A 25,780-nucleotide genomic window follows, 5' to 3' on the forward strand; every position below is an offset into this window, starting at 1 on the left:
TGAGAGACACCTTATGAAAAACAATCATACGCTGATTATCGGTGGCGGTATCGTTGGGGCGACGCTCGCGCTAAAGCTTGCGCAGCACAAAATGCCAGTGACCTTGGTTGATGCCCGTCCTGCTCGAGATGAGTCTGCATGGCAAGCGGTGCTAAGCAAACGTGACGCGCGTGTCTATGCGCTTAGTTTGGCGAGTATTAACCTGCTTACAGAGGTTGGCGCGTGGCAACACATTACCGCATCCAAGCGTAAAGCCGACTATTCACAAATGCAGGTTTGGCAGTTGAACGGCATGGGCGAGCTATTATTTGGTGATAGTCATGACCAGAGCGCTGCGCCTGAGATACTCGGTAGTATGGTGGAGCCAGCCGTTATTGAGCACGCCTTATGGCAGCGTCTGTCTGAGGAGGATGTCAGCGACTATCTGACGGTTATCGCTGGGCATAAAGTGGTCAATATGGACTGGCTAGGCGCGCAGCAAGGCTACCGTGTGACCTTGGATGATGGAACAGCGATTGACGCGCGTCTGTTAGTTGGGGCTGATGGTCGTGGCTCGTTTGTGCGTCGTCAAGCAGGGATTGGACTTGATACGCTTGATTACAATCAAACCGCGATTTGCTGTGCGATTCAAACAGAGAAACCACATCAAGCGACTGCTCGTCAAGCCATGTTGCCAACGGGGACGCTAGCGCTCTTGCCGCTAGCGGATATTACTGATGACGATAAGGCAAATCCACAACATTGGCAATCTATCGTATGGACCTTGCCGCGCAATCAGGCATTGGCATTGATAGAGGAAGACGACCGCTTTATCGCAGATAAACTCGCAGCGGCAAGTCATTACGAGCTGGGTGCTATAAAGCAGATTGAGTCCATCGCCAGTTTTCCTTTAGCAGCACAACAAGCAAAAAACTACGTCGCTGATAACTTGGTACTCATCGGTGATGCCGCCCATGGCGTGCATCCGCTAGCAGGCCAAGGGTTGAACCTCGGTATGCTAGATGTAAAAGTGTTGTGTGAGCAGTTGATGCATGACTTTACCCGTAGTGGCGGCACGCTGTGGGGCAGTAATCAAACGCTGCGTCATTATGAGCGCTCGCGTCGTCCGCATAATAGCCTGATGATGCACAGCTTTTCGGCACTGAATTGGTTGTTTGCAGGGTCGCTTGCACAAACTCGTCCTATGCAGCAACTGCGTAGCGAAGGCATGTACCGCGTTGGCAAGATTAAACCTTTAATGCGGCTGTTTGCGAAGCAGGCTAGTGGGGTTTAGTTTGCTTGTTCTTAGTGACACAGAGTTAGTGGCATAGCATGAGTATAAGTATGACCTATCATAACCAGTAAGGCATTCACTATGACAAAGTTTAAGAAAACAAAATTCTCTACTGCCTTATGGATGATAGGAGCTGTGGTAATAGCAGGCTGCCAATCAGTGACTCCAGTCACAAGTAACATAGCACAAGAGGTTTTAAAGCCCTCCATTTGCGTGGTTGAACCGCCACCTGTTGATGAAAATGGCAAACCTATGCCAGTAGATTTGGACGATACATTGTCTATGGAGTTACGAGTATTTTTTGATAAAGATAGTGCCGAATTAAAGGAACAATATACTCCGGAATTAAATAAGATCATAGCGTTCGCGGATCGCTGTTCTAACCTGACTTTTTTTGTCCAAGGGCATACCTCCAAAATTGAACAGCAAGCCATTGACGAGAAAGCTCTACATCTCAAAGGCTCGTCTCAGCCACTGGACTTTATCTCATTAGCGAGTGCTCGTGCACAAAGTATCAAAAATTATTTGGTTAATCTTGACCTGCCAGCGTATAGAATTCGCACCTTTGATTGTAGCGCTAATAATCCTATTGCTCCTAATGATACCGAGGAGGGAGCTATTATGAATCAGCGAGCGTTCGGTTGGATATCAGCGCGAGATAGGTATGATCAAATGTTACTCGAATGCAGAGAGTTTTAAAGGAAAAATATTATGAAAACTCAATTGGGAAATGCATTTTTAATTTTGGTAAGTGCTTTGGCGTTATCAGCCTGCCAAACATCTGTTTCACAAAATCAAGCAACTCAAAATATTAATGCTCCAGTTGCTAAAGTTATTTTAGATAGCGACGGTGATGGCGTACTTGATGCTATGGACGAATGCCCAAGGACGCCACATAATATGGTAATAGATGAAAGAGGCTGTCCGCACTCCTTACTTTTTGCTGAAAATGAATTCAGAATGGAAGCTAGAGCCTATTATGATGAAAATAGCAGTGAGATAAAAAGTGAGTATTATGAACAGCTAGATAACGCAGGCAAGAAAATGCAAGATCATTTGGACGCTATCATGCGTGTTGAAGGGCATATATCCAAGCGTGAAGACAGTCGCGGCAACCAAACACTATCAAGATACCGTGTAGAAGGAATCAAAAATTATATCGTTATGAAATACAATATAGATCCCGCTCGTATCGAAACGTCCTATTATGGATCGGAGCGACCGATTGCGCCTAATGATGCTGAAAACAGTTGGCTCAATCAGCGTATTTATGTGCTTATTAGCAATGTTGAATAGTGTATTCAGCGTTTGAAAATTAAAAAAGTAAATTTATCAAATGCTACCCCAAAGCCGAAAACACCACCATCAGTACGGGCGAGATGATATTAATCAAAAAGCCAAAGCTAATTGCCAGTGGCACGACCTTGAGACCGCCTGATTGCTGAATAATCGGTAAGGTAAAATCGAGACTCGTCGCGCCGCCAAGCCCCACCGCAGCAGAAGGATATTTGCGCATAAATACAGGAATGAATAGCAGCGCAAAAAATTCCCGTATCAAATCATTAAATAGCGCGACACTGCCCCATACCGCGCCGTAAGCATCAGTCATGACAATCGCGGATAGTGAATACCAACCAAACCCTGATGCCATAGCCAAGCCTTTCGTCCACGACACATCGGTAAATAGTAAGGCAAACACAAGCCCACCAACCAACACCGATAGCGTAAAAATAACGCTCATCTCGACGCCGCGCTTATTGAGCATGACTTCTTTTAAGGTAATGCCTGAGCCTTTGAGACCGATACCGACCAGCAAAATCAAAATCATCAGCATGACCGTCATAGAGTTTTCAGGCGGCATATAACCTGCCGGTAAAAAATAACCAATCACCATGCCAATCACGACACAAACCACTTGTGCCAAGCTACCGCGGATACTGACGCGGTGCTCTTTAGATTTGACGCTTGGTTTTTTGGCATGCCATGGTCGTACATGATCAAATACCATCAGTGCAAACAATCCTGTGCCAATCGTCAATATGGATAAGACAGTCACGTACAGTGCAATTTCGCCAACTTGATTACCCAGCCCTTCTACCTGTGATAGCTCAATACCGATCAGTGCCAAGATAAGATAGACTAAATAAGACAAGCCTGTATCGGCTAGTTTGGTCATGGTTGGGTTAGACGGAATGGCAAAGCCAATAAACATTGGCATCAAGACCAAAACGAGGGTAATTAGGCTTTGCATGGTGGTCAGCTCGCAGCGATTTTAACAAGACATTTTAGGAAGCTTGCGATTGTACCATAACCCTGACCGAATACTAAAAACCCACTAGGTAGCCTACATTGATTGATATTTTGTGAGCTGATAGGACTTGCGACAAGTCAATCAATCTCTGCTATTGGCTGACTTTTTCTAGAACGTTGATGTGCACACTGCTCCGTCAAGCAATCAACGTTTTCCACATATTGTTTAGCGTTTTCGATATATTTATAGATTGAGCAGAGGAGATATGTTGCTGATATGGCTCACGCTGCGGCTCAACCACACTTGCCCGAGGTATATCCGATAGCTTTGGATAATCATGGCGATAATGTCCGCCGCGACTCTCCATACGCTGATAAGCAGACTGAATAATTAAGGTCGCTAAAGCAAGCTGTCTGGTTAATTGAAAATATGCCAGCTCATGTATGTTCGTGGGGCTGTCATTTTTAATGATATTTTGTTGTCCAAGCTCAGTACTGGCAAGCGAAACTTGCCACTTTTGTATTTGGGTTAATGCTTGTTCTAATTGTCCCGCGCTACGGGTGATACCCATGTTAGTGGTCATGAGCACTTTTAGTGCGGCAGTGATTTTGGTCATGTCCGCCTCAGCGCCAGATAGCTTGTCATCATTGTCATATTCGGACGCTGTAAATAACGTATCAGTCAAAATAATTGACTGCGCATCTGTGAGCGTAGGCACTGACCAAGATTCAATGACGGATTGATTTATGTCACGATAAGCATCATTACCTATCTTCTCTGCGTTTGCTAAACGGGTGACATACTGAGGCAAATGGTCTGCGATATTACGACCAACCACCACGCACTCCAACAACGAATTACTTGCTAAGCGGTTCGCCCCATGTAGCCCTGTATAAGCGACTTCACCAGCCGCATAAAGTCCTGGTACATCCGTCAATCCATTGGCATCAGTCACCACACCGCCACAGCTATAATGCGCAGTCGGGGCAACTGGAATAGGATCTGTCGTGATATCAATCCCGAGCGTTAATAGCGTTTGGTAAATCTGCGGGAAATGCGCTTTTATAAAGTCAGTGGCTAAGTGACTGACATCAAGATGCACGTAGCCAAGCCCGTTGTTATCAATCTGCGCGGCTATCGCCCGAGCGACGATATCGCGCGGTGCCAATTCAGCACGGGCATCCACGTCCAACATAAAGCGGACACCCGTCTTTGGACAATATAACCGTCCACCTTCACCGCGCAGTGCCTCAGATATCAAAAAGCTGCTGTCATCTAGCGCTAAGCCTGTTGGGTGAAACTGAATGAACTCCAAGTTTGCCAAGCGGCAGCCTGCTTGCCATGCCATCATCACGCCATCACCGACGCAGACGTTAGGCGCGCTGGCACGCTTGAATAATTGACCTAAGCCGCCACTAGCCAGTACCACTGCACGACTATGAAAGGTGAGCGGGCGCCCATTGATATGATCAAAGACAAGCACCCCTCGGCAATGCTTAGCATCGCTATTATCTGTAAAAAAAGGCTTGTCGCTCGCTATAGGCAGTGTCAGTAACTCAAGCGCTTCATGATAAGGCAAAATAGTGATATTGGTAGCAGCTTGCGCTTTGATGGTTAATGCGTCCATCACGTGTCGACCCGTCGCATCGTCCGCATGGGCGACGCGTCTACAGCCGTGACCGCCTTCTTTTGTTAAATGCAAGTCGCTAGTCTGTAACTGAGAAAATTCCTGTGCGCTTGTATTATCCAAAGCGTTAGGTGAGTTCTGCGTAAAAGGGACACCTTGCGCGCATAGCCACTGAACCGCTTGCTGTCCTGCACCCAAGATACGGGCAGTATTATCGGGTGTGCAAAGCCCGGCACCAGCCACTAAGGTATCAGCAACATGGTCAGACACAGAGTCATCTTTGTCTAGACTAGCGGCAATGCCACCTTGAGCATAGTGACTTGAGCAAACCTCAAGTGCCGCTTTACTCAAAACCGTGATATTCAGTGACTTTGGTAGCGATAACGCTGTACTCAAGCCTGCCAGTCCAGCGCCAATGATAAGGACGTCAGTGTTGACAATATGGCTCATGCGACTACTCCTACAGTTATCAGGAATACAGTTATCAGGGATGGTGGTACGGGTTTGATTGGCTGAGCGCGGCTGACTCATGCTAGGCTGCCCCAACATTGGCAAACAATGCACGGTCTTGAACGATATCGCCACTGGCGGCCACACGTTGCTTTTGCGATTCAGCAAAATCAAGCATACGTTGTAAGGGTTTTCTAGCGGCGGCGGCAAGCTCAGGCGTCATTAGTACCTCACCGCTGTTATTGGTCAAGCATTGCTCGATACCTTTTAGGCCATTCATCGCCATCCAAGGACAAAAGGCACAGCTTTTACAGCTTGCGCTTTCACCAGCGGTAGGCGCTGCCAAAAAGCGTTTGTTCGGCGAGCGTTTTTGCATTTCATGCAATATGCCGAGGTCAGTTGCAACGATAAAGGTGTCAGCATCCATCTCATACGTTGATTGCAACAGTTTACTGGTTGAACCAACGACATCAGCGAGTGCCACCACGCTATCGGGCGACTCAGGATGTACCAAGACTTTGGCTTCTGGGTACTCGGCTTTTAATTGCAGCAATTCAGTGGCTTTAAACTCATTATGCACGAGGCAAGACCCTTGCCAAAGCAGCATATCTGCACCCGTCTCACGAGCGATGTATTTGCCCAAATGACGGTCAGGCCCCCAGATGATCGGCTCACCTTGTGCATGCAAATGACGGACGATATCGATACCGACCGATGATGTCACAACCCAGTCAGCGCGGGCTTTCACCGCGGCGCTGGTATTGGCATAAACGACGACGGTACGTTCAGGGTGGGCATCACAAAATGCGGAAAACTCATCAGCAGGACAACCCAAATCGAGCGAACATTCCGCCTCCAAATCTGGCATAAGCACGGTTTTTTCCATACTTAAAATCTTTGCTGATTCGCCCATAAAGCGTACACCAGCGACGACTAGGGTCTGGGCGCTATGGGCTTGTCCAAACCGAGCCATCTCAAGCGAGTCACCGACGCAGCCACCTGTCGCAAGTGCTAAGTCTTGGATAAAAGGATCGACATAGTAGTGTGCAACGAGTACCGCGTTATTATCTTTCAATAATTTTTTGATGTTTTCTTCAACCACGAGTCGTTCAGCACGAGGCAAGTCTGCTGGCATTTTTGCTCTGGCATATTCGATGTTCATCTGAGTGGCGATGCGATTGTCGGTACTCATGATGGGTGCGTCGTAAGGATAAATTTTCATAATGGCAACCTCTGTTGGCGCTATAGTGATAAATGGTGTGCTAAAACAAGATATTTGGTTAAATAAATTTAATTGGTCTTTAATTATGCTCATTTTGAGTATAAATACAAGTGTTTTTTATAGGTTTACTGATTTATTTCCTCTGTTGTCATCATTTATTCTTGGTTATGTGATAGAGATTCTCTAGCATTTCTCTGCACCATCCTTGATAGTAGAAGGACCATTTTGATGTTGTCTGATTGCAACGGCAGACTATGATATTTTTAGATTCACGTTATACTGAGTCTTATTATTATCAGCATTGATAGTCCACTCATCACACTTTATACAGATAGGATAACCCCCTAAATTATGACGTTGTCTTATTCACATGCGCACCAGCAAGGTAGCGGCACGACAGAAGTGGTCGCCGTATTGGTCGCGATTACCGATCATATCGCTCGTGTCCTAACCGTTGATCAAGGTAAGCTGCTGCCAAATGGGCCGCTTATGCCGCTACATCGCTCGCTACAGGCAGGCGTACGTCAATGGGTAGAAGAGCAGACGCAGCAGCCGCTCGGATATTTAGAGCAGCTATATACCTTTGTTGATACCAACAGACGTAACGTTGATGGTCATGCATTGGTGTACGTCAGCTACCTTGGTTTGGTACAAGAAACTCAAATGCAGGCATTGCAAAGCCAAGCGCTATGGCGAAATTGGTATGATTATTTCCCATGGGAGAACCATCTAGATGGTATGCCTAGTATCATTATGGACTTTATCATCCCTATGCTATTGGAGTGGGCGAGTAGCGCTGAAGATTCAGTTGCCCGGCAGCGCAGGCGTCAACGTATTGGTTTGTGCTGGGGACTTAGCGAAGAGTTTTTGACAGATAGCGAGTTCATAGAAACTGAACCAGTTGGCGATAAGGCTGATGAAAGCAGAGAATGGATCGCAGAGCATGTGCTGCTGCGCTACGAGATGCTGTATGAAGCAGGACTGATACCAGAAGCGCCCAATTATCCGCCTAATTACCAAACGGTTCAATTGCCAAGCGACTGGTCTCAGCGTATCGGCATACCGATGTATTACGATCATCGCCGCGTGATTGCCACCGCTATCTCCAGACTACGCGCCAAGATTGAATATCGACCGCTTATCTTTGGGTTGATGCCAGATGTGTTTACTTTATCCCAGTTGCAGCAGAGTGTTGAGGCCTTATCAGGCATACGCTTGCACAAACAAAACTTTCGCCGTTTGCTGGAATCTCAGAATCTTGTGATGGAGACAGGAGAGAGTAGTAGTGCTCAGCGTGGTCGCCCCGCCAAACTCTATCGTTTTCGCCATGATATCGAGCTACAAAGCTTATTGATGGACAGCAAACTTCCTAAGCGTAAATAATTGCTACTAACAAATACAGCTAGGTCAATTTCATATAGAAATCGACTTGCTCAATAAAAACTGTTTCACCTTCCCTTGCAGGAGCGTCAACTTTACGCTATATTTATGCTCATTTTGAGTTTAAATATTTAGACGTTTTTATTCATATTACGCCTACATAAGGGTCAAACATGACAATTGAAAAAGAGCCAGTATTGGATGACGTATTGCTTAAACCTTTGGTAGAAGATGCGCTAGCGGAAGATTTGGGCAGGCGTGGAGATGTCACCTCGCAAGCCACTATCCCAGCAGATATGCAAGCCCAGCTACAAATCAAGGCGCGACAATCAGGTGTGATATGCGGTATGGATTTGGCGCGGTTGTCTTTTGCCTTAGTTGATGCAAACATTGAGTTTGTGGCTCAAGTGCAGGATGGCGAAACAGTCGCCGCTGGTGCCGTATTGGCTACTGTAAAAGGTAATGCACGCCATCTGCTAACAGCAGAACGTACAGCATTGAACTTCATGACGCATCTTAGCGGTATTGCGACTGCGACCCGCCAGATCGTCGATAGCGTGGCGCAATATCCAGCGCAGATTACTTGTACGCGTAAAACCATCCCAGGTCTGCGTATTGTACAAAAATACGCGGTACGCTGCGGTGGCGGTCGCAATCATCGTTTGGGACTGGATGATGCGATCTTAATCAAAGACAATCACATTGCCATCGCAGGTGATATAAAGACGGCTATCGAGCAAGCGCAACACTTTGCTGGGCATCTGATTCCGATTGAGGTTGAAGTCGATACGCTAGAGCAATTAGAGCAGGCGCTAGAGGCGGGTGTGAGTTTGGTATTGCTAGACAATATGTCGCCAGAAACGCTATCGCAAGCGGTTGCTATGTGTAAAGGTCGCGCAAAGACTGAAGCATCCGGTGGTATTACGCCTGAAACGGTACGAGCCGCCGCCAGTACAGGGGTTGATTTTATCGCGATGGGCTACCTAACGCACAGTACTACTGCGCTGGATATTGGCTTAGATTTTAGTGCATAGGCCATCAAGTATTTCAGCTTCATCTGATTCATAGCTTTTATATTCGCTGGATTTCTCGCCAAGATGACATAGAAGGGTAACCGAGCAAAGTTAATGATTTAACTCGCTTATCTGCCTATGTTACAATGCTACTATGAATTGCCTATTGGGTCATCGTTGCACTCGCACGATGGCCTTATCTTTTTGCACCAGTGGTATCAATAGACAAGCGAGCGCTCAGTGAATACTGAAATTATCAAGATAATCCTAGCCTTTATGGTATTGATCAATCCATTTAGCGCATTGACGTTGTTCTTGGATTTGACTCGCGGCTATTCGATGAACAATCGACGCAAAGTTGCGCGTGTTGCTTGTCTGACCATTTTTATCACCATCAGTTTTTTTACGGTGGCGGGTGAGACCTTACTAAAAGCACTAGGTATTTCTATTGGCTCGTTTCAGCTGGCTGGTGGAATATTGGTGTTCTTGATTTCACTAAATATGATGAACGGTGAAGGCAACCCTGTTAAGCCTGATCAAGAGAACTTCGATGTCGACCACGTGCAAGATGCACCGCCGACGATGGCCTCAGCAGTGGTCCCCATTGCGATACCGATGATGATTGGACCAGGTGGTATTTCTACCGTTATTATTTATTCATCGCAAGTCTCAGGCATTTTGCAGGTATCTGCCATCATCATTGCTGGTCTCTTTATTAGTCTATTTTGCTACCTGGCATTGATGGCTGCTGGTCGTATCAGCCGCTTGCTCGGTGATACTGGTCTGAATATTATGAGCCGGATCATGGGTATGCTATTAGCAGCCGTGTCTATCGAGATTATCGTTAGCGGTCTGCGCACACTGTTTCCTGCTTTAATCTAAGCTATTTATTCTGTCTCTAATATTGAGCACTTAAAATCCTAATAATTGAATTAAGAGGCCTTATCAGATAGCTGATAATGGCATCTTAGTTTATCTAGATTTAACGCCTAATGTTGTGTTTAGCTTTGGTATAAATGCCAAGCCAGATACAACATCAGCAGTCCTACCAACGCATCGAGTATGTTCCAAGCTTTTGGCTTTTCAAATAACGGCCTGAGCAGGCGTGCACCGTAACCGAGCGCAAAAAAGAAAAAGAATGAGGCGCTAATTGCCCCAATGGCAAAGGTAAGTTTGCTAGCAGCGCCTGTTGAAACCATCCCAACGAGCACCAATGTATCTAAGTAGACGTGCGGATTGAGCCAAGTGAAACCAAAGCAGAGTAGTAGCGCTTTTTTTAAGCTGGTCACTACTTGCCCATCAACGTTCAAAGCGTGTGATACACGGATACTGGCATACAAACTTTGTAAGCCATAACCCAACAAAAATAAAACGCCTGCTATTTTTGCGATATCTATCACATGCGGATAGCGTGCGGTGACCGCACCAAATCCACCAACGCCTGCTGATATCAACAGCGCGTCGCTCACTGCGCAAAACAGGCAAACAAAAAATATGTGCTCACGTTTGAGACCTTGTTTGAGTACAAAGGCATTTTGTGAGCCAATGGCGATGATGAGCGATAACCCAAGCAGGAAACCAGAAATATAATCGGGAGCATTCATAACAAGTCGCTTAGCATTTAGGAAGTGAGCGGAGAGAGTAGGAATGTTGACACTTTGCGTACTGGCAGGTCAGCAAAAACCTGTTAAGATAAGCTATTGAATGAACGTATGCAATACGAGCACAACGTGTGTGTACTGGATGAGGGGCAGAGCAAGTCATGGTAGTCAGTTTGACAAGAATGCTAAAGTCATTTGGGCAAGCGCAAGATGACCTACCAACGTTAGCTGCCAACAATGCGCAGGAGATGGGTGTTAACCATAATTTAAATGACAATAGTGATAATATCGATATCCATCATAATAATGACGGCACTCAATCAAATCACGAGCGTGCTGCATTAACGCCACCTGAGCGGGTACACCGTATACGTGATGCACTAGCGCAAGTGAACGATATTCACTCATCAACCCCGCTGACTGATCGCTATTTGTCCAATCGCGCCCAAATGCAACCGACCAATAGACCACCTTTTGACCCCGATACCTTGTGGTATCTCAAACATGGACGTTGTCCGATTATGACTGAGCTTGTTGATGTGGTCGATGAGGCCACCCTAAATGCGATGCCTATCGAAGCCGTTGCGATATTAGATCGTATCAATGGTAAGCTAAAACGCTATCGTGAGTGGAGTAGTGAGCTAAACGAGCAACAGCAGCAGCAACATAATGAGCGCCAGTTTGTCATTGATAAGCTGGTGTCCGAGAGCATCCCTGAAGCGCTACATCATTATGAGCAGTTGCAGCGCTTTAGTCCGCATCGCACCAAAAACAATATGGTTCAGGGAAAAATGACCGCAGGTGATATGTTGACCGATTTGTTTTTAGAAATCGATTATGAGCTTGATGAGCTATTGGATGAGTTGCATCAAACCGTTTTAAATCGTCTTGCCTCAACCCATCGTTATGTCAAGAGCCGCACGCAAAGCTAGCGTATTTTATAAAATAAAAGATTATCCAAAAACATAACAGACTCAATGTATAACAATATAAGGCTTTCATAGAGCCTTATTTTTTTGTTTAATAAAAGCAGTGCTAAGCAATAAAGTTGACGACACTAAAACCGCCTAGCTTAAAATACTGATTAAAATAACAAGAAATCTGCCAAACTATTCTGTCAAAACAATAAGGAAAACCCGATGACCCAAGTGACTGCTATGTTAGTGATGTTTGTATTATACGGAGTGCTGCCGGCCGCTGGGTTATATTTGGGGTATCGTGGTATTAAGAAAGTTACCGCGCCCAAAATGCTGGAATATACTGCCATGCCGCAACTGGGATATATACCAGAGAAAAGCCTACCTGTTGAAGTCAAAACAGCACTTGAGCAAATCAATCGAAAAGGCAAAAAACTCCGCTTGATTTATGGTGATACCAATAATGACGGCAAAATTGACGATAAAGACACCATCAATGAAACTTATATTATGATCCAAAATCTGATGGACCGACACATTCCGCAAGCTGTGGCCGATTATCGCCGCTTATATGACTTAGATGTGACAGATGGGGCGCGTGCTGATACCACCAAAATCAAACATTCAGATGTCACTGGTAAACAAGCATTGTTAGAAGTGCTTAAAACGATCAATACCCAGTTTGACGATTTACTCAATGCCTCATACCATCAAGATGGGCAAAAACTGCTCGCGACCAATCGCTATCTGCAAACACGCTTTGATCATCCAAATATGGATTCAACAATGCAGCCGCTGAGTAATCTCAGTAAGAAAACAGAGGCTATTGAGTCACCTACTTTGAGTAGCGCGGATGTGAAAAATCCAGTAGCAGAAGATATTAAACGCTAAATGCTAAATGCTAAGTGCCAACGATAAGTAGTCATACATAGAATTGAGTGATGAGTAGCGAGCAGTTATGAGTATATTAATAGGCATCGGTATTGTAACGACCGTCACAACTTTTTATCTAGGTAGAAAAGGCTGGCATGCATTGCACAAAGCGGTCGGTATTACTCCAGGTGTGCTTATATATCAAGATGATCATGCGCCATTGTCACTGGCTACGTTAAGTTGGGAGCAGCTTAACTTAAATAAAAAGCACTTAAAAAGCTTGTCAGATCAGCAGCTACGGCAATTAAAACGTATCGATAACAAAGTGAGTGGCTATCAAGCTTATCAGGCAGCATTACAAGCTCAACATAAAACACCTGCTATAACAGAAGCACAGTTTGTATTGAACAAAATGTTGCAAACTCGGCTACCCGAAATGCTAGCCACTCACTACCAATTAACAAATATAAATGTCACTAATGAGAATAGTGAAAAGAGGTTAGAGGCTAGTGAGTTATTGCAAAGTGTTTTAGATAACATCGAACAGCGTTTGGATAGACTACTGGCACAAATGGACGAGGAGCAGCTAAAAGAGCTGCGAGTCATGACGCATTATATTAATACCCACGATAGCTGAGGCGTTATTTTTATACTGAGTCACTGTGAGGCCTGTAAAAAATACATAAAAAAAGGGGTCAATGATGAATAGTCATTGACCCCTTTTTTATGTTTATTCTAAATCTATCAAAAACTTAGAATAATGTTAAATCAATTGAATTAGCGCTTATCATTGCGGTCACGACTATTACGCGTACCGCGGCTGGCAGGGCTAGCACTGCTTTTAGGCTTCGCGCTGCTGTTGCGATTGTCATTACGAGTGTCCGTGCGACGCGCTTTAAGCGGCTTGTTTCTGATACGCTCTTGCTTTTTTTTAGCCGCACCATGTAGACCTGTGCCATAACGTGGGCGTAAGCTCACCAAATCGGTCAATGTATTGATCTCTTTTTTATCGAGCTCTAAGAAACGACCTGTACGTAACTCTTTTGGCAAGGCAATCGTACCGTAACGTGTACGCAATAGGCGGCTAACTTTCAGACCTTGTGACTCAAACAAGCGGCGTACTTCACGGTTACGACCTTCTTTAAGCTTGACGTGATACCACTTATTAACGCCTTCACCGCCGCCTTCTTTGATGTCGTCAAACTGCGCCATGCCGTCTTCTAACATGACACCAGCAGTCAAGTTGCGGGCGATATCGGGAGTGACTTCACCCAACACACGAACGGCATATTCACGCGTCACTTCGCTAGAAGGATGCATCAGGCGATGCGCCATCTCACCATCATTGGTAAATAATAGTAAGCCAGTTGAATTGATATCCAAACGTCCAACCATGACCCAACGATCATGAGTGAGCTTTGGCAAGCGCTCAAACACAGTCGGACGACCTTCTGGATCCTTGGCTGAGCAGACTTCGCCTTCTGGCTTGTAATAAGCGATCACTCGGCGACGCTTTTCATTTTCGGCGGTATATTTGATCTGACGACCATCCACACGTATTTCATCGCCTTGCGATACACGATCACCAATCGTTGCTGGACCGTTATTAACAGATACGCGACCTGCTTTAATCACTTCTTCCATTTGACGGCGTGAGCCAAGGCCCATACGGGCGAGTGCTTTTTGCAATTTTTCGTCTTTCATCTTAATGTCCTTGAGTCGGTGGGTTTACATTTCTCAATGTATAATGATTCACAATTGTTTATACTAGATTATAAATGATAATAGGTAAGAAAATGCATTGTTTGCTGTGAGCAGCATTATACTAGTAAAAGACTGCTTATACTGTATTTTTTGACTTATTTCTTTGACTTATACACCTCGCAACTGTACTCAAGCCAATTTGAACAAAATCTTGCATATTTTTACTAAGAATGTTTAACAGCTTTTAGGTAGTCGTACATATGCAGCAACATAGCAGTGTAAGAATTTAATATAAATTCAATCAATTATTAATATACGTAATATATTTAATTGTAATTGATAAAAAGAATTTATATGCTACATGGAGTAATTAGTTTAAAAATAGCTTTTTGTATCAATCAATAAGAACATTACTGTATAACAGATAACTTATGTTATGATGCCGATTATTTTTGTGAAAGATGTAAAAAAATAACATCGATACAAATTTATTAATACAAAACTGTTTTTAGTCGTTTTATGTGATTGCAGTAATAGAAGAGGCTTTTTGATATGAGACAGACAACTAAGTTGTTGAGTGCAGCGTGTTTGTTAGCCAGTAGTATGCTCTATGGATGTGCTACTACAACCATCAATTCTGGGCTTCAAGCTGGTCAGTTACCGCCCAGTGGATCTTTTACTGCAGAGAATGGTATTAATTTCAATGTACTGCCATTGACTCTCGCCACACTGCCACCTAAACAAATCGCTCGCTCACAAATGAGTGCCAACCTATCTGACCTAGTACGATCGTCTAATAGGATGAATTACCGTATTGCATCCTCTGATGTATTAAGTATTATTTTGGTAGATTATCCTGATATTAATGCTGCAGGAGCATCTGGTTATCCTGTTGATCAGCAGGGGTTTATACAGTTTCCGTTGATAGGTCGTATACAAGCTGGCGGGCTAAGTGTTCCACAGTTCACCGCAAACCTAAGTTCAAGATTGCAACGCTACCTAAAGTATGCAGATCCGCAAGTGAAAGTTGCTGAGTATCGAGGCAATAAGTTTTTTATCGATGGTGAGGTTAACAAGCCTGGTCAATTCAATATTGCTGACGAACCTGTGTCATTGTACAGTGCAATATCTATGGCTGGTGGTACGACGAGAGAAGGTAACTCAAACAGTATTGTATTGAGAAGAAATGGTATTGATTATCGTATGGGATTACAGTCTCTGCAGCAGGCGGGATTATCAGCCAATCAAATTTATGTACAAGATGGTGACTCTATTCGTGTCAGTAGCGAAGACATCAATAAAGTGTATGTTTTGGGAGAGTTTGGCAAAGTTGCACCTGTACCTATTATTGACCAGGGGTTGAGCTTAGCGCAGGTGATTGGGGAGTCAGCTGGTCTGAATTCTAATACGGCTAATGCGGCTAAGATCTACGTAGTACGTGATCAACCTGAATATCAGCGTACAAATATATACTATGTAGATATGCAGGCGCTCACTAGCTTTCCACTGACTAGCCGGTTTGAGATGTTGCCTAATGATATTGTCTATGTCGACCCAACTGGTCTGACGCGCTGGAACCGTGTTATCAGTGCTTTGTTACCATCAACTTCAGCAATCAGAAGTTTTTCAACTTTATAGGAAGTGATAAGCATGGCTTTTGATAATATTTTGGTTGTTTGTGTAGGTAATATTTGCCGTAGCCCAATGGCAGAAGCTTTGCTAAAAAAGCGTTATCCTAACAAAGTAATTGACTCCGCAGGCGTTGGCGCTTTAATTGGGCATCCTGCAGATTCATCTGCTCTCAAAATTATGACTGAACAGCAGATAGATATTACAGACCATATAGCCAAACAAATCGACGAAAAATTAGTAAAAAAGGCTGATCTTATTTTTACCATGTCAGATAGTCAGACTAAATGGATTGAGGAACGTTGGCCATTTTGCCGTGGTAAAACCTTTAAGCTTGGTCACTGGCAAAATAAGGATATTGCTGACCCATATAAACATGAAATGAGCGCTTTTGAGACAGCATATCAAGATATTGTTGATGGTCTCGATCAGTGGGCCGATAAAATTAACTAAGTAATGCTTATCCGATGAACAAGCTGAAGTGGTAGACCTATAGTTATGAGTACAGATTCGAAAAATTTATCAAACCCTGTTTCGAAAGAAAATAATGATGACATTGATCTTATGGCGCTGCTATTTGCCATTTTGCGTGGCTGGAAAACTGTATTGTTTTTCGCATTAATTGGCTTATTGATTGGTGTGCTGTACGGGCGCTATGTGAACCCCACTTTCAAATCCGATGCTTTGATACAAATAGAGGAAAACTCTCAAGGTATATCAGCATTAGGTACAACTGCATCAGAGCTCATCGCTCCACAATCGAGCAAAGCTCAGACAGAGTCCGAGCTGATAAGATCTCGTATGATACTTGAGCCTGTAGTAGATAAGTTAAACTTGCGTATACGTCTAATGGATCCTTCTATCGGCTATATTGATCGGATCAAAAGTGATCGCGTCGCTACCCAAATTAATACTCCTGATGGTGTATCGTTACAAACAGAAGACGGCGATGCTCAGATTAGCCAGTTCAATGTATCGCAAGCTTATCTTAATCAAACATTTACTCTGACCAAATCCGAAACAGGTTTTGTCTTGAGCAATGGGTTCGATGATTTTAAAGGCCAGTTGAATAAACCGCATTTATTTAAGGGTGTAGATGGTCAGATTCAGATTACTGTGACTGATTTACCTGACAACTCTCATCCTATCAACTTAGCCAAGCAATCTCTACAGACTACTACTGATTCAATAAACAGCAAGCTATCCGTAGTTGAGCAAGGGCAACAGACTGGTATTGTTGAGCTGTCTATGACAGGGTCTAACCAACAGCAAGTCAGTTTGATATTGAAAGAAATAATTCTGTCTTATGTAGATCAGAACCAAACGCGGGGCACTGAAGAAACAACCAGAACAATCAAGTTTATGGAAACACAGATTCCAGACTTGAAGAAAAAGTTAGAAGACTCTGAAGCAGTATTTAATAAATTCCGTGAAAATAACGGTACTATTGACGTTAGCAAAGAAGCTGAACTTTTATTATCAGAGAACTCTCAAATTGATACACAGATTAATGAGCTCAAGCTGAAAAAAGCTGATTTGACTACCTATTATACGGAAGAGCATCCATTAGTCATCCAGATCAACGAACAACTCGACGTACTTAATCGTAGAAAACAAAATATAGATGACACCATTGAAGGATTGCCGGAAATACAAAGGGAGTTCTTACAGTTGTCTGAAGATACAGCGATTAATAGAGAAATATACCTAACACTGCTAAAAAATTATGAACAGCTAAAAGTCGTGAGAGCTGGTCAGATCGGCTACGCTCGTATTATTGATTTGCCTATCAATACTTTCAATGCTATTGCGCCAAATAAGCCACAAATTATCATATTGGCGATGTTGTCAGGGGTAATGCTTGGAACAATGCTCGTACTCCTGAAAAACATGCTTAGAAATGTGGTTAAAGACCCTGAACGTATTGAAGCAAAAACGGGTGTACCTGTGGTCGCAACGATTCCTCGTTCACCTCTACTGACCAGATTACGTAAAGATAAGAAAGTGCCTAATCGTTTGCTGGCTTATGCTGATAGTAACAGCTTGAGTTATGAAGCCATCAAAAGCCTAAGAACGAGCCTGATGTTCGGTATGACGACCCCAGAGCAAGGGGGCCAAAGGGCGAAAGTTATACTTATCACTGGTGAGAGTCCTGGCGTTGGTAAATCATTTATCTCGGCCAATCTAACGGAAGTTTTTGCTCAGTTAGACAAGAAGGTGCTGATTATGGACGCAGATATGCGCTTGGGTGAGCTGCATAAAATATTTGGTATGACCCAAGATAACGGTTTGGCCGACTATATATCGCAAGATAAATTATCACAAAATATGACTGATTTTGCGCAGAATAACGCTCAAATCCCAGAAGCTATCACCACCCAAAAGAACAGTAATCTAGCGAGCTTTATCCATCCGACCAATATAGATAATATTGATTTTATGCCAAGAGGTGAGTATCCACGCAATCCTGCATCACTGTTGTCTGATAGCAGGCTCAATAACCTAATGACAGAGTTAAGCTCACACTATGACTATATCATTATTGATTCACCGCCGATCCTCGCAGCTTCCGATGCAATGATACTGGCGCAATATGCTAATAAAGTATTGATGGTAACTAGATACGATAACTCAATTGAGGGACAACTGGTCTATGCGGTCAATCAGATGAATAAGGCAAATATAGAAGTAGATGGTATTATCTTAAATGACGTACAGCAGGGTATCATGAGCAAATACAGCTATCATTATAGTTATGCCTATGGTAACAACCAGTAGTATGCTATTAGCTAACTTAGTTCTTAAAAACGATGTGGGATGAATAAACAATCCATATGGTTGAAAAGTCTTTACATAGTGTCAAACGTAAGCCGAAGCTTATAGGTGGAAATGTGTTGCAATCTATCGCTCAGTACCTGTTGTCGCTGCCAAGATATGTCAAGCGTCTGATTTTGATTAGCGCAGACTTTATAATGGCTATTGCCTGTCTGTTTTTGTCACTATTATTGCGATATGGTTATATCGAGCTTCATATTAGTTTATGGACGTTAAGTTTATATGCCTTAATTCCTGTCATTGGTTTATACCTTGTAGGCTTTTATCATGGCGTATCTAGAGGGTTTCTTGATACGGTTATGAGTGGTGTATTGCAGCTGTTTTTTGTGCTGATTGTTTTTTATGAACTGATTATCTACTTTGATGTACTGCCACAAATCCCTCGATCGACCCCTATTTTGTTTCTGTTTTTGCTTTATATCTGGCTGTGGAACAGTCGTCTGACAATTAAAGAATTATTGAAGCGATGGCAAGGTAAGCGTTTTGAGGGTGAACTTATAGATTACGATAATATTTTGATTTATGGTGCAGGTGAAGCAGGGCAGGAGTTGATGAAAGGTTTGAGTAACACACATAAATATAGTGTGGTTGCTTTTGTTGATGATGATCGTCAGCTAACAGGTGCCCATATTATGGGTAAAAAGATTTACCATACTGATAACTTATTGGATATCGTAAATACCCTTGATATTGCCCAAGTATTTTTGGCAGTACCCTCGATTAGCCGTGCTCGTAAGCGCAAAATTATTGAGAAGCTTTCACATATCTCTATCAAGATAAAAGAGCTACCCAGTCTAAAAGAATTGGCTGACGAAAAAGTCACGGTTAGCCATATGCGCAAGATCGATATATTAGACGTATTAGACCGCCAAACTGTAGAGCCTGACGAAGAGTTGCTGAAGAAAAATATCGCTCATAAATCTGTCTTGGTAACAGGGGCTGGTGGCTCTATCGGTAGTGAGTTGTGCCGTCAAATCATCAAAAATAAACCGACTTGTCTGGTGTTATACGAGCTATCAGAGTTTGCCCTTTATAGTATTCACCAAGAGCTTTTGGCAAAACAGGCTAGTAGTAATGAATATCAGGACATTCAAATTGTATCCATTATTGGTAATGTGACTGATGAGCATAACCTTATGAGGATATTTCAGACTTATCATGTACAAACAGTCTACCATGCAGCAGCATATAAACATGTGCCTATGGTCGAGCACAATCCGTTTCAAGGGGTTATTAATAATAGTCGCGGTACTTACCATTGTGCGCGTGCTGCTATTCGATCGGATGTAGAAACTTTTGTTTTGATATCTACTGACAAAGCTGTTAGACCTACTAATGTGATGGGTGCCACAAAGCGTTTAGCTGAGCTTGTGTGTCAGGCATTAAGTTATGAAGCCAATTCAATCAAGCCAGGTAGCAAAACCTGTATTAGTATGGTTAGATTCGGCAATGTGCTAGGCTCATCAGGATCTGTAGTACCTGTTTTTACCAAGCAGATTGAGCAGGGGCTTCCGATTACTGTCACCCATCCTGATGTCACGCGCTATTTTATGACTATCCCAGAGGCTGCTAATCTAGTAATACAGGCAGGTGCCATGGCGCAAGGAGGTGAGGTTTTTGTGCTTAATATGGGAGAGCCAGTAAAGATTGTCGATCTGGCTCAGCGTATGATTCACCTAAGTGGGCATGAGGTCAAAGACGATAAGCATCCTAATGGTGATATCGAAATTGTCTTTACAGGTCTTCGTCCTGGTGAGAAGCTCTATGAAGAGCTTATAATCGGTGATGATAATATTGAAGAAACTGCTCATCCTCTTATTATGCAAGCGATGGAGCATAGGTTTTCTTTAACAGATCTTGAGCAGGTATTAGAGAAGTTACCAGAAAAATCTCAATTATACGACGTTGTATGGTTAAAGTTGCAGTTCAAACATTTTGTAGATGGATATAAAGAAGATACTACAGTTCACTCCTAATTTGGAAAACATTCATTGATAAGGTTGGTTGATAGATACTATGCTAAATATTGATAATATTAAAATTGCCGTTATTGGTCTTGGTTACGTGGGGCTACCATTAGCAGTAGAGTTCGGTAAAAATCATTCGGTTATAGGCTTTGATATCAATGCTGAACGTATTTCAGCACTTAATACAGGTATTGATCATACTTTAGAGGTCAGTGAAGAGGAGTTAGCAGAAGCTACACATTTAAGATACAGCTCAGATATCAATGAGTTAAAGGACTGTAACTTCTTTATTGTGACTGTACCGACACCGATTGATGGGTATAAGCAGCCAGATCTGACCCCTTTAATCAAAGCCTCAGAAGCCATCGGTAGTCTACTTAAAAAAGATGACATTGTGGTTTATGAATCGACCGTTTACCCTGGCGCCACAGAAGAAGTTTGTATCCCTGTACTAGAGCAGGTATCAGGCCTAACCTTTAATCAAGATTTCTATGCGGGTTATAGTCCTGAGCGTATCAATCCTGGTGATAAAGAGCACCGTGTTACTAACATCCTGAAAGTCACAGCTGGTTCAACGCCTGAGATTGCGGACTTTGTCGACGAAGTCTATAACTTAATCATCACTGCTGGTACTCATAAAGCACCTAGTATTAAGGTAGCGGAGGCAGCAAAAGTTATCGAAAATACACAACGAGATGTCAATATTGCGCTGATCAATGAGCTTGCGGTTATCTTTAACAAAATGAATATCGATACCCAAGCAGTCTTAGAAGCGGCAGGCACTAAATGGAACTTTTTGCCATTCCGCCCAGGTCTGGTCGGTGGTCACTGCATCGGTGTCGATCCGTATTACTTGACGCATAAGGCTCAAGCAATCGGTTATAACCCCGAGATTATATTGGCTGGCCGCCGCCTAAATGACAGTATGGGTGAGTATGTGGTCACACAACTGGTCAAAACCATGATCAAAAAACGTATTCAGGTTGAAGGTGCCAAGGTTCTGGTATTAGGCTTGAGTTTTAAAGAAAACTGTCCTGATGTACGTAATACCAAAGTCATCGATATCGTACACGAGCTGCAAGAATATAATATCGATGTCGATGTGTACGACCCATGGGTAGATGCTGTAGAGGCTCAAAAAGAGTACGGTGTTAAGCCTGTCAATGAGCCTACAGCCGATAGCTATGACAGCATTATTTTAGCAGTAGCTCACAGTGAGTTTGTCGATATGGGGGCAGAGCACATTCGAAACTTAGGTAAAGTCAATCATGTACTCTATGATTTAAAATATGTATTCGCTAAAGAAGATACCGATATTCGCCTATAACTTTGTAGTGCCACATAAGAGAAGAGTATATGACAGCGACAGCATACCAGAAAATTAAAGAGTTACTAATAGAATCACCTAAAACATGGCTTATCACAGGTGTAGCAGGCTTTATAGGTTCTAATTTGCTTGAGACGTTACTTAAACTTAATCAGACTGTGGTGGGACTGGACAATTTTGCCACAGGTTTTCAGCATAATTTAGATGAAGTGAAAAGTTTAGTAAGCGCTGAACAGTGGGAAGGTTTTACTTTTATAGAAGGTGATATTCGTCAGTTAACTGATTGTTCGAAAGCCTGTCAAGGCGTTGATTACGTGCTGCACCAAGCAGCGCTAGGCTCAGTACCGCGCTCTATCGCTGATCCTATCGCAACCAATGAGACTAATATTTCAGGCTTCTTAAATATGTTGGTAGCCGCTCGTGATGCTAATGTAGCTAGCTTTACTTATGCTGCTAGTAGCTCAACATACGGTGATCATCCGGCGTTGCCTAAGGTTGAAGAAAATATCGGTAATCCTTTATCGCCGTATGCGGTGACTAAATATGTCAATGAGCTATATGCAGATGTATTCTCACGTACTTATGGCTTTAAGACGATCGGTCTACGGTATTTCAATATCTTTGGTAAGCGTCAAACACCAGATGGTGCCTATGCGGCGGTGATACCGAAATGGACGGCCGCTATGATTACAGGTGATGAGGTTTTCATCAATGGCGATGGCGAGACCAGTCGTGACTTCAATTTTATTGAAAATGCTGTACAAGCAAATATCCTAGCAGCAACTACGACTGACCCTGACGCTAAAAATCAGGTATATAATGTCGCTGTCGGTGGTCGTACGACCCTTAATACACTGTTTTCAGCACTTAAAGAGCATTTAAGTACTAATGGAATTAGCTACACTCAAGAAGCAGTCTATCGAGATTTTAGAGCAGGGGATGTTCGTCATAGCCAAGCCGACATTAGCAAAATACAAAATGCACTAGGCTACGAGCCACAGTTCGATATTATTCAAGGTATTGAGAAAGCAATGCCTTGGTATGTGACAAACAAAAAATAGTCTTGAATTTAATAATAGGATACAAAATGAAGAGATTTGCCTTAATAGGAGCGGCTGGTTATATCGCTCCAAGACATATGCAAGCGATTAAAGCTACTGGAAATGACCTATCTGCTGCTTATGATCCTAACGATTCAGTAGGTATTATCGATAGTCACTTCCCTCAAGCACATTTTTTTACAGAATTTGAGAGATTTGATCGTCATGTAGATAAATTAAGTCGTCAATCTAATGATAATAAAATTGATTTTATGTCAATTTGTTCACCAAACTATCTACACGATTCTCATATGCGTTTTGCTTTACGCAGTGGCGCAGATGCGATTTGTGAAAAGCCATTAGTGTTAAATCCGTGGAATATTGATGGTCTGTTGGAAATAGAGAAAGATACTGGTCATAGAATAAATACCATTCTACAATTGAGAGTACATCCTGCAATTATTGAACTTAGAGAAAAAGTTAAAAGCCAAATTCGTGATCATAAATACGAAGTCGATCTAACTTATATCACTTCAAGAGGAAAGTGGTATCTACAGTCATGGAAAGGTGATATCAATAAGTCGGGAGGAATTGCAACTAATATAGGCGTGCATTTCTTCGATATGCTGCACTTTATATTTGGCGATTTACAGCAAAATATTGTACATTATGTTTCAGAAACTAAATCTTCAGGCTATTTAGAGTATGAAAATGCGCGTGTACGCTGGTTTTTATCTATTGATGTAGAAGATGTGCCAAATGAGGTCTTAAGTACCGGACAACGTACATTTCGTTCAATCACTGTAGATGGTGAAGAAATCGAGTTTTCAGGTGGTTTTACGGACTTACATAATCGTAGTTATGAAGAAATATTAAAAGGTAATGGTTTTGGGTTAGAAGAAAATCGTACAGCAATCAACACAGTTAAACATATTCGCGATACGCAGCCTATTGGGTTGACAGGTGATTATCATCCATTCTTGAATAAATAAGGAGATAGAATAATGAGTGATTACTACCAGCACCCGAGCGCAATAGTCGATAATGGTGCTCAAATAGGGAAAGATAGCCGTGTTTGGCACTTCGTTCATATCTGTGCTGAAGCTGTAATCGGTGAAAGATGTTCTATGGGTCAAAACGTTTTTATCGGTAATAAAGTTGTCATCGGCAACGATTGCAAAATACAAAATAATGTCTCTATTTATGACAATGTTACTTTGGAAGATGGTGTGTTTTGTGGTCCAAGTATGGTCTTTACCAATGTCTATAACCCTAGATCATTCGTTGATAGAAAAGATGAGTACATGAGCACACTGGTAAAGACAGGCGCTTCTATGGGTGCTAATTGTACGATCATATGTGGCAACACTATTGGTAAGTTTGCTTTTATCGGTGCTGCAACATTGGTCAATAAAGATGTGCCAGATTATGCATTGATGGTCGGTGTTCCTGCCAAGCAAATAGGCTGGATGAGTGAGTACGGTGAGCGTTTAGATTTACCATTAACGGGTAGTGGTGAGACCAGCTGTATCCATACAGGCGCTAAGTATAGATTAGCCGACGGTACAGTAACTAAGGAGTGCTAAGATGAATTTCATTGATCTAGTCGCACAGCAAGATAGAATAAAAGATAAACTAAATGCTAATATCCAAAAAGTATTGGCTCACGGTCAGTATATTTTAGGCCCTGAAGTTCATGAGCTTGAAGAAAAGCTAGTAGAGTATACGGGTGCAAAATATTGTATTACTTGTGCCAATGGTACTGATGCGCTACAAATAGCACAGATGGCATTTGGCATAGGTCCTGGTGATGAAGTCATTACACCAGGGTTTACCTACATTGCGACAGCGGAAACCGTTGCCGTACTTGGTGCCAAACCTATCTATGTGGATATTAATCCAAAGACATATAATCTCGATGTTGAACAGCTTGAGGCTGCCATTACACCGCGTACCAAAGCCATCATCGGTGTTAGCCTCTATGGTCAGTGTGCAGACTTTGATGCTATCAATGCTATTGCTGCTAAATATAATCTGCCAGTCATTGAAGATGCTGCACAGAGCTTTGGTGCAAGTTATAAAGGCAAAAAGTCTTGCAACCTGACCACAATCGCTTGTACCAGTTTTTTTCCTAGCAAACCCTTAGGTTGTTATGGTGATGGTGGTGCTATCTTTACTAATGATGAAGAATTAGCTACTGTTATACGCCAAATAGCGCGTCACGGTCAAGATCGTCGGTATCACCATGTGCGTATAGGTGTAAATAGTCGTTTGGACACTCTCCAAGCTGCTATTTTACTACCAAAATTAAAAATCTTGGACGAAGAGATTCAGGCGAAGGAGCGAATTGCAGAAAGGTACAACGACTTATTTTCAGGTGCTAGTACATTAATAACACCTTTTATTGAAAGTTATAATAGTAGTGCATGGGCTCAATACACGATTAGAGTAAAGAATCGTAATGGAATACAAACTAAGTTGAAAGAGCAAGGTATTCCTACTGCGGTCCATTATCCTATTCCTTTAAACAAACAGCCTGCTGTTAAAAATATTGATGCAGTTTTGCCCATAGGTGACTTAGTTGCAGAAGAAGTACTTAGTTTACCCATACACCCTTATTTGACAGAAGCAGATCAGCAAGTTATCACAAACGCTATTTTAGGCTAAAAAA

General features: G+C 42.8%; 23 protein-coding genes. 18 read left to right on the plus strand and 5 right to left on the minus strand.

Going from position 1 to position 25,780, the window contains the following annotated elements:
• Positions 1-13: 13 nt before the first annotated feature.
• The 3 genes from HL061_RS12015 (at position 14) to HL061_RS12025 (ending at position 2,569) form a co-directional block, all read left to right on the plus strand.
• Positions 14-1,273: an FAD-dependent oxidoreductase gene (locus tag HL061_RS12015; protein ID WP_186474903.1), complete on the plus strand. Its 1,260-nt coding sequence runs from the start codon at positions 14-16 to the stop codon at positions 1,271-1,273.
• Positions 1,274-1,354: 81 nt separating this feature from the next.
• Positions 1,355-1,972: an OmpA family protein gene (locus HL061_RS12020; protein WP_186474902.1), complete on the plus strand. Its 618-nt coding sequence runs from the start codon at positions 1,355-1,357 to the stop codon at positions 1,970-1,972.
• Positions 1,973-1,984: 12 nt separating this feature from the next.
• Positions 1,985-2,569 (plus strand): OmpA family protein, encoded by a 585-nt coding sequence (locus tag HL061_RS12025; RefSeq protein ID WP_186474901.1) that lies wholly within the window; start codon positions 1,985-1,987, stop codon positions 2,567-2,569.
• 43 nt (positions 2,570-2,612) lie between these two features.
• On the opposite strand, the gene HL061_RS12030 is transcribed toward HL061_RS12025, so the two are convergent.
• The 3 genes from HL061_RS12030 to nadA form a co-directional block, all read right to left on the minus strand.
• Positions 2,613-3,524, minus strand: coding sequence for a lysine exporter LysO family protein (locus HL061_RS12030; protein WP_186474900.1), 912 nt, complete (start codon positions 3,522-3,524; stop codon positions 2,613-2,615).
• 196 nt (positions 3,525-3,720) lie between these two features.
• Positions 3,721-5,682 (minus strand): L-aspartate oxidase, encoded by a 1,962-nt coding sequence (nadB, locus tag HL061_RS12035; protein WP_228724618.1) that lies wholly within the window; start codon positions 5,680-5,682, stop codon positions 3,721-3,723.
• A 1-nt stretch (position 5,683) separates the two neighbouring features.
• Positions 5,684-6,793: a quinolinate synthase NadA gene (gene nadA / locus HL061_RS12040; RefSeq protein ID WP_228724660.1), complete on the minus strand. Its 1,110-nt coding sequence runs from the start codon at positions 6,791-6,793 to the stop codon at positions 5,684-5,686.
• Between the two features lie 381 nt (positions 6,794-7,174).
• On the opposite strand from nadA, the gene HL061_RS12045 reads away from it, so the two are divergent.
• The 3 genes from HL061_RS12045 to HL061_RS12055 all read left to right on the plus strand — a co-directional run bounded on the left by HL061_RS12045 (position 7,175) and on the right by HL061_RS12055 (position 10,098).
• Entirely contained in the window at positions 7,175-8,206 is a 1,032-nt protein-coding gene (locus HL061_RS12045; protein ID WP_186474898.1) for a hypothetical protein, read from the plus strand.
• Positions 8,207-8,376: 170 nt separating this feature from the next.
• Complete coding sequence (gene nadC / locus HL061_RS12050; protein WP_186474897.1) at positions 8,377-9,237, plus strand: carboxylating nicotinate-nucleotide diphosphorylase; 861 nt, start codon at positions 8,377-8,379, stop codon at positions 9,235-9,237.
• A gap of 219 nt (positions 9,238-9,456) precedes the next feature.
• Entirely contained in the window at positions 9,457-10,098 is a 642-nt protein-coding gene (locus tag HL061_RS12055) for a MarC family protein (RefSeq protein WP_186474896.1), read from the plus strand.
• Between the two features lie 119 nt (positions 10,099-10,217).
• Here the strand turns inward: HL061_RS12055 and HL061_RS12060 are convergent, their stop codons facing one another.
• Positions 10,218-10,820: a LysE/ArgO family amino acid transporter gene (locus HL061_RS12060; RefSeq protein WP_186474895.1), complete on the minus strand. Its 603-nt coding sequence runs from the start codon at positions 10,818-10,820 to the stop codon at positions 10,218-10,220.
• Positions 10,821-10,999: 179 nt separating this feature from the next.
• On the opposite strand from HL061_RS12060, the gene HL061_RS12065 reads away from it, so the two are divergent.
• From HL061_RS12065 to HL061_RS12075, 3 genes are all read left to right on the plus strand, one after another.
• Positions 11,000-11,749 carry a hypothetical protein gene (locus HL061_RS12065; protein ID WP_186475400.1) on the plus strand — a complete coding sequence of 250 codons (750 nt, stop codon included), beginning with the start codon at positions 11,000-11,002 and terminating at the stop codon, positions 11,747-11,749.
• A gap of 207 nt (positions 11,750-11,956) precedes the next feature.
• Complete coding sequence (locus HL061_RS12070; protein ID WP_240365332.1) at positions 11,957-12,625, plus strand: hypothetical protein; 669 nt, start codon at positions 11,957-11,959, stop codon at positions 12,623-12,625.
• Between the two features lie 67 nt (positions 12,626-12,692).
• Positions 12,693-13,244 (plus strand): hypothetical protein, encoded by a 552-nt coding sequence (locus HL061_RS12075; protein ID WP_186474894.1) that lies wholly within the window; start codon positions 12,693-12,695, stop codon positions 13,242-13,244.
• A 140-nt stretch (positions 13,245-13,384) separates the two neighbouring features.
• Here the strand turns inward: HL061_RS12075 and rluB are convergent, their stop codons facing one another.
• Complete coding sequence (gene rluB / locus HL061_RS12080) at positions 13,385-14,311, minus strand: 23S rRNA pseudouridine(2605) synthase RluB (protein ID WP_186474893.1); 927 nt, start codon at positions 14,309-14,311, stop codon at positions 13,385-13,387.
• A gap of 552 nt (positions 14,312-14,863) precedes the next feature.
• Between rluB and HL061_RS12085 the strand changes: the two genes are divergently transcribed.
• The 9 genes from HL061_RS12085 to HL061_RS12125 all read left to right on the plus strand — a co-directional run bounded on the left by HL061_RS12085 (position 14,864) and on the right by HL061_RS12125 (position 25,776).
• The gene (locus tag HL061_RS12085; RefSeq protein WP_058024345.1) at positions 14,864-15,949 is read left to right on the plus strand and encodes a polysaccharide biosynthesis/export family protein; all 1,086 of its coding nucleotides are present in this window, start codon (positions 14,864-14,866) and stop codon (positions 15,947-15,949) included.
• A 12-nt stretch (positions 15,950-15,961) separates the two neighbouring features.
• Positions 15,962-16,393, plus strand: coding sequence for a low molecular weight protein-tyrosine-phosphatase (locus HL061_RS12090; protein WP_252962858.1), 432 nt, complete (start codon positions 15,962-15,964; stop codon positions 16,391-16,393).
• Positions 16,394-16,438: 45 nt separating this feature from the next.
• Positions 16,439-18,718 carry a GNVR domain-containing protein gene (locus HL061_RS12095; RefSeq protein ID WP_252962859.1) on the plus strand — a complete coding sequence of 760 codons (2,280 nt, stop codon included), beginning with the start codon at positions 16,439-16,441 and terminating at the stop codon, positions 18,716-18,718.
• 113 nt (positions 18,719-18,831) lie between these two features.
• Positions 18,832-20,751, plus strand: coding sequence for a nucleoside-diphosphate sugar epimerase/dehydratase (locus HL061_RS12100; RefSeq protein WP_252962860.1), 1,920 nt, complete (start codon positions 18,832-18,834; stop codon positions 20,749-20,751).
• A 40-nt stretch (positions 20,752-20,791) separates the two neighbouring features.
• On the plus strand, positions 20,792-22,069 hold the full coding sequence (tviB, locus tag HL061_RS12105; RefSeq protein ID WP_252962861.1) for a Vi polysaccharide biosynthesis UDP-N-acetylglucosamine C-6 dehydrogenase TviB: 1,278 nt from the start codon (positions 20,792-20,794) through the stop codon (positions 22,067-22,069).
• Between the two features lie 29 nt (positions 22,070-22,098).
• Positions 22,099-23,130, plus strand: a complete 1,032-nt coding sequence (locus HL061_RS12110) for an NAD-dependent epimerase/dehydratase family protein (RefSeq protein ID WP_252962862.1) — start codon at positions 22,099-22,101, stop codon at positions 23,128-23,130.
• A gap of 26 nt (positions 23,131-23,156) precedes the next feature.
• Positions 23,157-24,101, plus strand: coding sequence for a Gfo/Idh/MocA family oxidoreductase (locus HL061_RS12115; protein WP_252962863.1), 945 nt, complete (start codon positions 23,157-23,159; stop codon positions 24,099-24,101).
• A 12-nt stretch (positions 24,102-24,113) separates the two neighbouring features.
• Positions 24,114-24,695: an acyltransferase gene (locus HL061_RS12120; protein ID WP_252962864.1), complete on the plus strand. Its 582-nt coding sequence runs from the start codon at positions 24,114-24,116 to the stop codon at positions 24,693-24,695.
• Position 24,696: 1 nt separating this feature from the next.
• On the plus strand, positions 24,697-25,776 hold the full coding sequence (locus tag HL061_RS12125; protein ID WP_252962865.1) for a DegT/DnrJ/EryC1/StrS family aminotransferase: 1,080 nt from the start codon (positions 24,697-24,699) through the stop codon (positions 25,774-25,776).
• Positions 25,777-25,780 lie beyond the last annotated feature (4 nt).

This window comes from Psychrobacter sp. PSP (assembly GCF_024085615.1).
GTDB classification, from domain to species: Bacteria; Pseudomonadota; Gammaproteobacteria; order Pseudomonadales; family Moraxellaceae; genus Psychrobacter; species Psychrobacter pacificensis.

What these genes read in the sequence shown, in the direction of transcription:
- nadB (WP_228724618.1), bottom strand. Translation starts at nt 5,682, where the DNA reads ATGAGTCAGCCGCGCTCAGCCAATCAAACCCGTACCACCATCCCTGAT.
- HL061_RS12095 (WP_252962859.1), top strand. Translation starts at nt 16,439, where the DNA reads ATGAGTACAGATTCGAAAAATTTATCAAACCCTGTTTCGAAAGAAAAT.
- HL061_RS12075 (WP_186474894.1), top strand. Translation starts at nt 12,693, where the DNA reads ATGAGTATATTAATAGGCATCGGTATTGTAACGACCGTCACAACTTTT.
- HL061_RS12060 (WP_186474895.1), bottom strand. Translation starts at nt 10,820, where the DNA reads ATGAATGCTCCCGATTATATTTCTGGTTTCCTGCTTGGGTTATCGCTC.
- HL061_RS12120 (WP_252962864.1), top strand. Translation starts at nt 24,114, where the DNA reads ATGAGTGATTACTACCAGCACCCGAGCGCAATAGTCGATAATGGTGCT.
- HL061_RS12025 (WP_186474901.1), top strand. Translation starts at nt 1,985, where the DNA reads ATGAAAACTCAATTGGGAAATGCATTTTTAATTTTGGTAAGTGCTTTG.
- nadA (WP_228724660.1), bottom strand. Translation starts at nt 6,793, where the DNA reads ATGAGTACCGACAATCGCATCGCCACTCAGATGAACATCGAATATGCC.
- HL061_RS12015 (WP_186474903.1), top strand. Translation starts at nt 14, where the DNA reads ATGAAAAACAATCATACGCTGATTATCGGTGGCGGTATCGTTGGGGCG.
- HL061_RS12125 (WP_252962865.1), top strand. Translation starts at nt 24,697, where the DNA reads ATGAATTTCATTGATCTAGTCGCACAGCAAGATAGAATAAAAGATAAA.
- HL061_RS12020 (WP_186474902.1), top strand. Translation starts at nt 1,355, where the DNA reads ATGACAAAGTTTAAGAAAACAAAATTCTCTACTGCCTTATGGATGATA.
- HL061_RS12070 (WP_240365332.1), top strand. Translation starts at nt 11,957, where the DNA reads ATGACCCAAGTGACTGCTATGTTAGTGATGTTTGTATTATACGGAGTG.
- HL061_RS12115 (WP_252962863.1), top strand. Translation starts at nt 23,157, where the DNA reads ATGAAGAGATTTGCCTTAATAGGAGCGGCTGGTTATATCGCTCCAAGA.
- HL061_RS12090 (WP_252962858.1), top strand. Translation starts at nt 15,962, where the DNA reads ATGGCTTTTGATAATATTTTGGTTGTTTGTGTAGGTAATATTTGCCGT.
- rluB (WP_186474893.1), bottom strand. Translation starts at nt 14,311, where the DNA reads ATGAAAGACGAAAAATTGCAAAAAGCACTCGCCCGTATGGGCCTTGGC.
- HL061_RS12030 (WP_186474900.1), bottom strand. Translation starts at nt 3,524, where the DNA reads ATGCAAAGCCTAATTACCCTCGTTTTGGTCTTGATGCCAATGTTTATT.
- HL061_RS12045 (WP_186474898.1), top strand. Translation starts at nt 7,175, where the DNA reads ATGACGTTGTCTTATTCACATGCGCACCAGCAAGGTAGCGGCACGACA.
- HL061_RS12085 (WP_058024345.1), top strand. Translation starts at nt 14,864, where the DNA reads ATGAGACAGACAACTAAGTTGTTGAGTGCAGCGTGTTTGTTAGCCAGT.
- tviB (WP_252962861.1), top strand. Translation starts at nt 20,792, where the DNA reads ATGCTAAATATTGATAATATTAAAATTGCCGTTATTGGTCTTGGTTAC.
- HL061_RS12065 (WP_186475400.1), top strand. Translation starts at nt 11,000, where the DNA reads ATGCTAAAGTCATTTGGGCAAGCGCAAGATGACCTACCAACGTTAGCT.
- HL061_RS12110 (WP_252962862.1), top strand. Translation starts at nt 22,099, where the DNA reads ATGACAGCGACAGCATACCAGAAAATTAAAGAGTTACTAATAGAATCA.
- nadC (WP_186474897.1), top strand. Translation starts at nt 8,377, where the DNA reads ATGACAATTGAAAAAGAGCCAGTATTGGATGACGTATTGCTTAAACCT.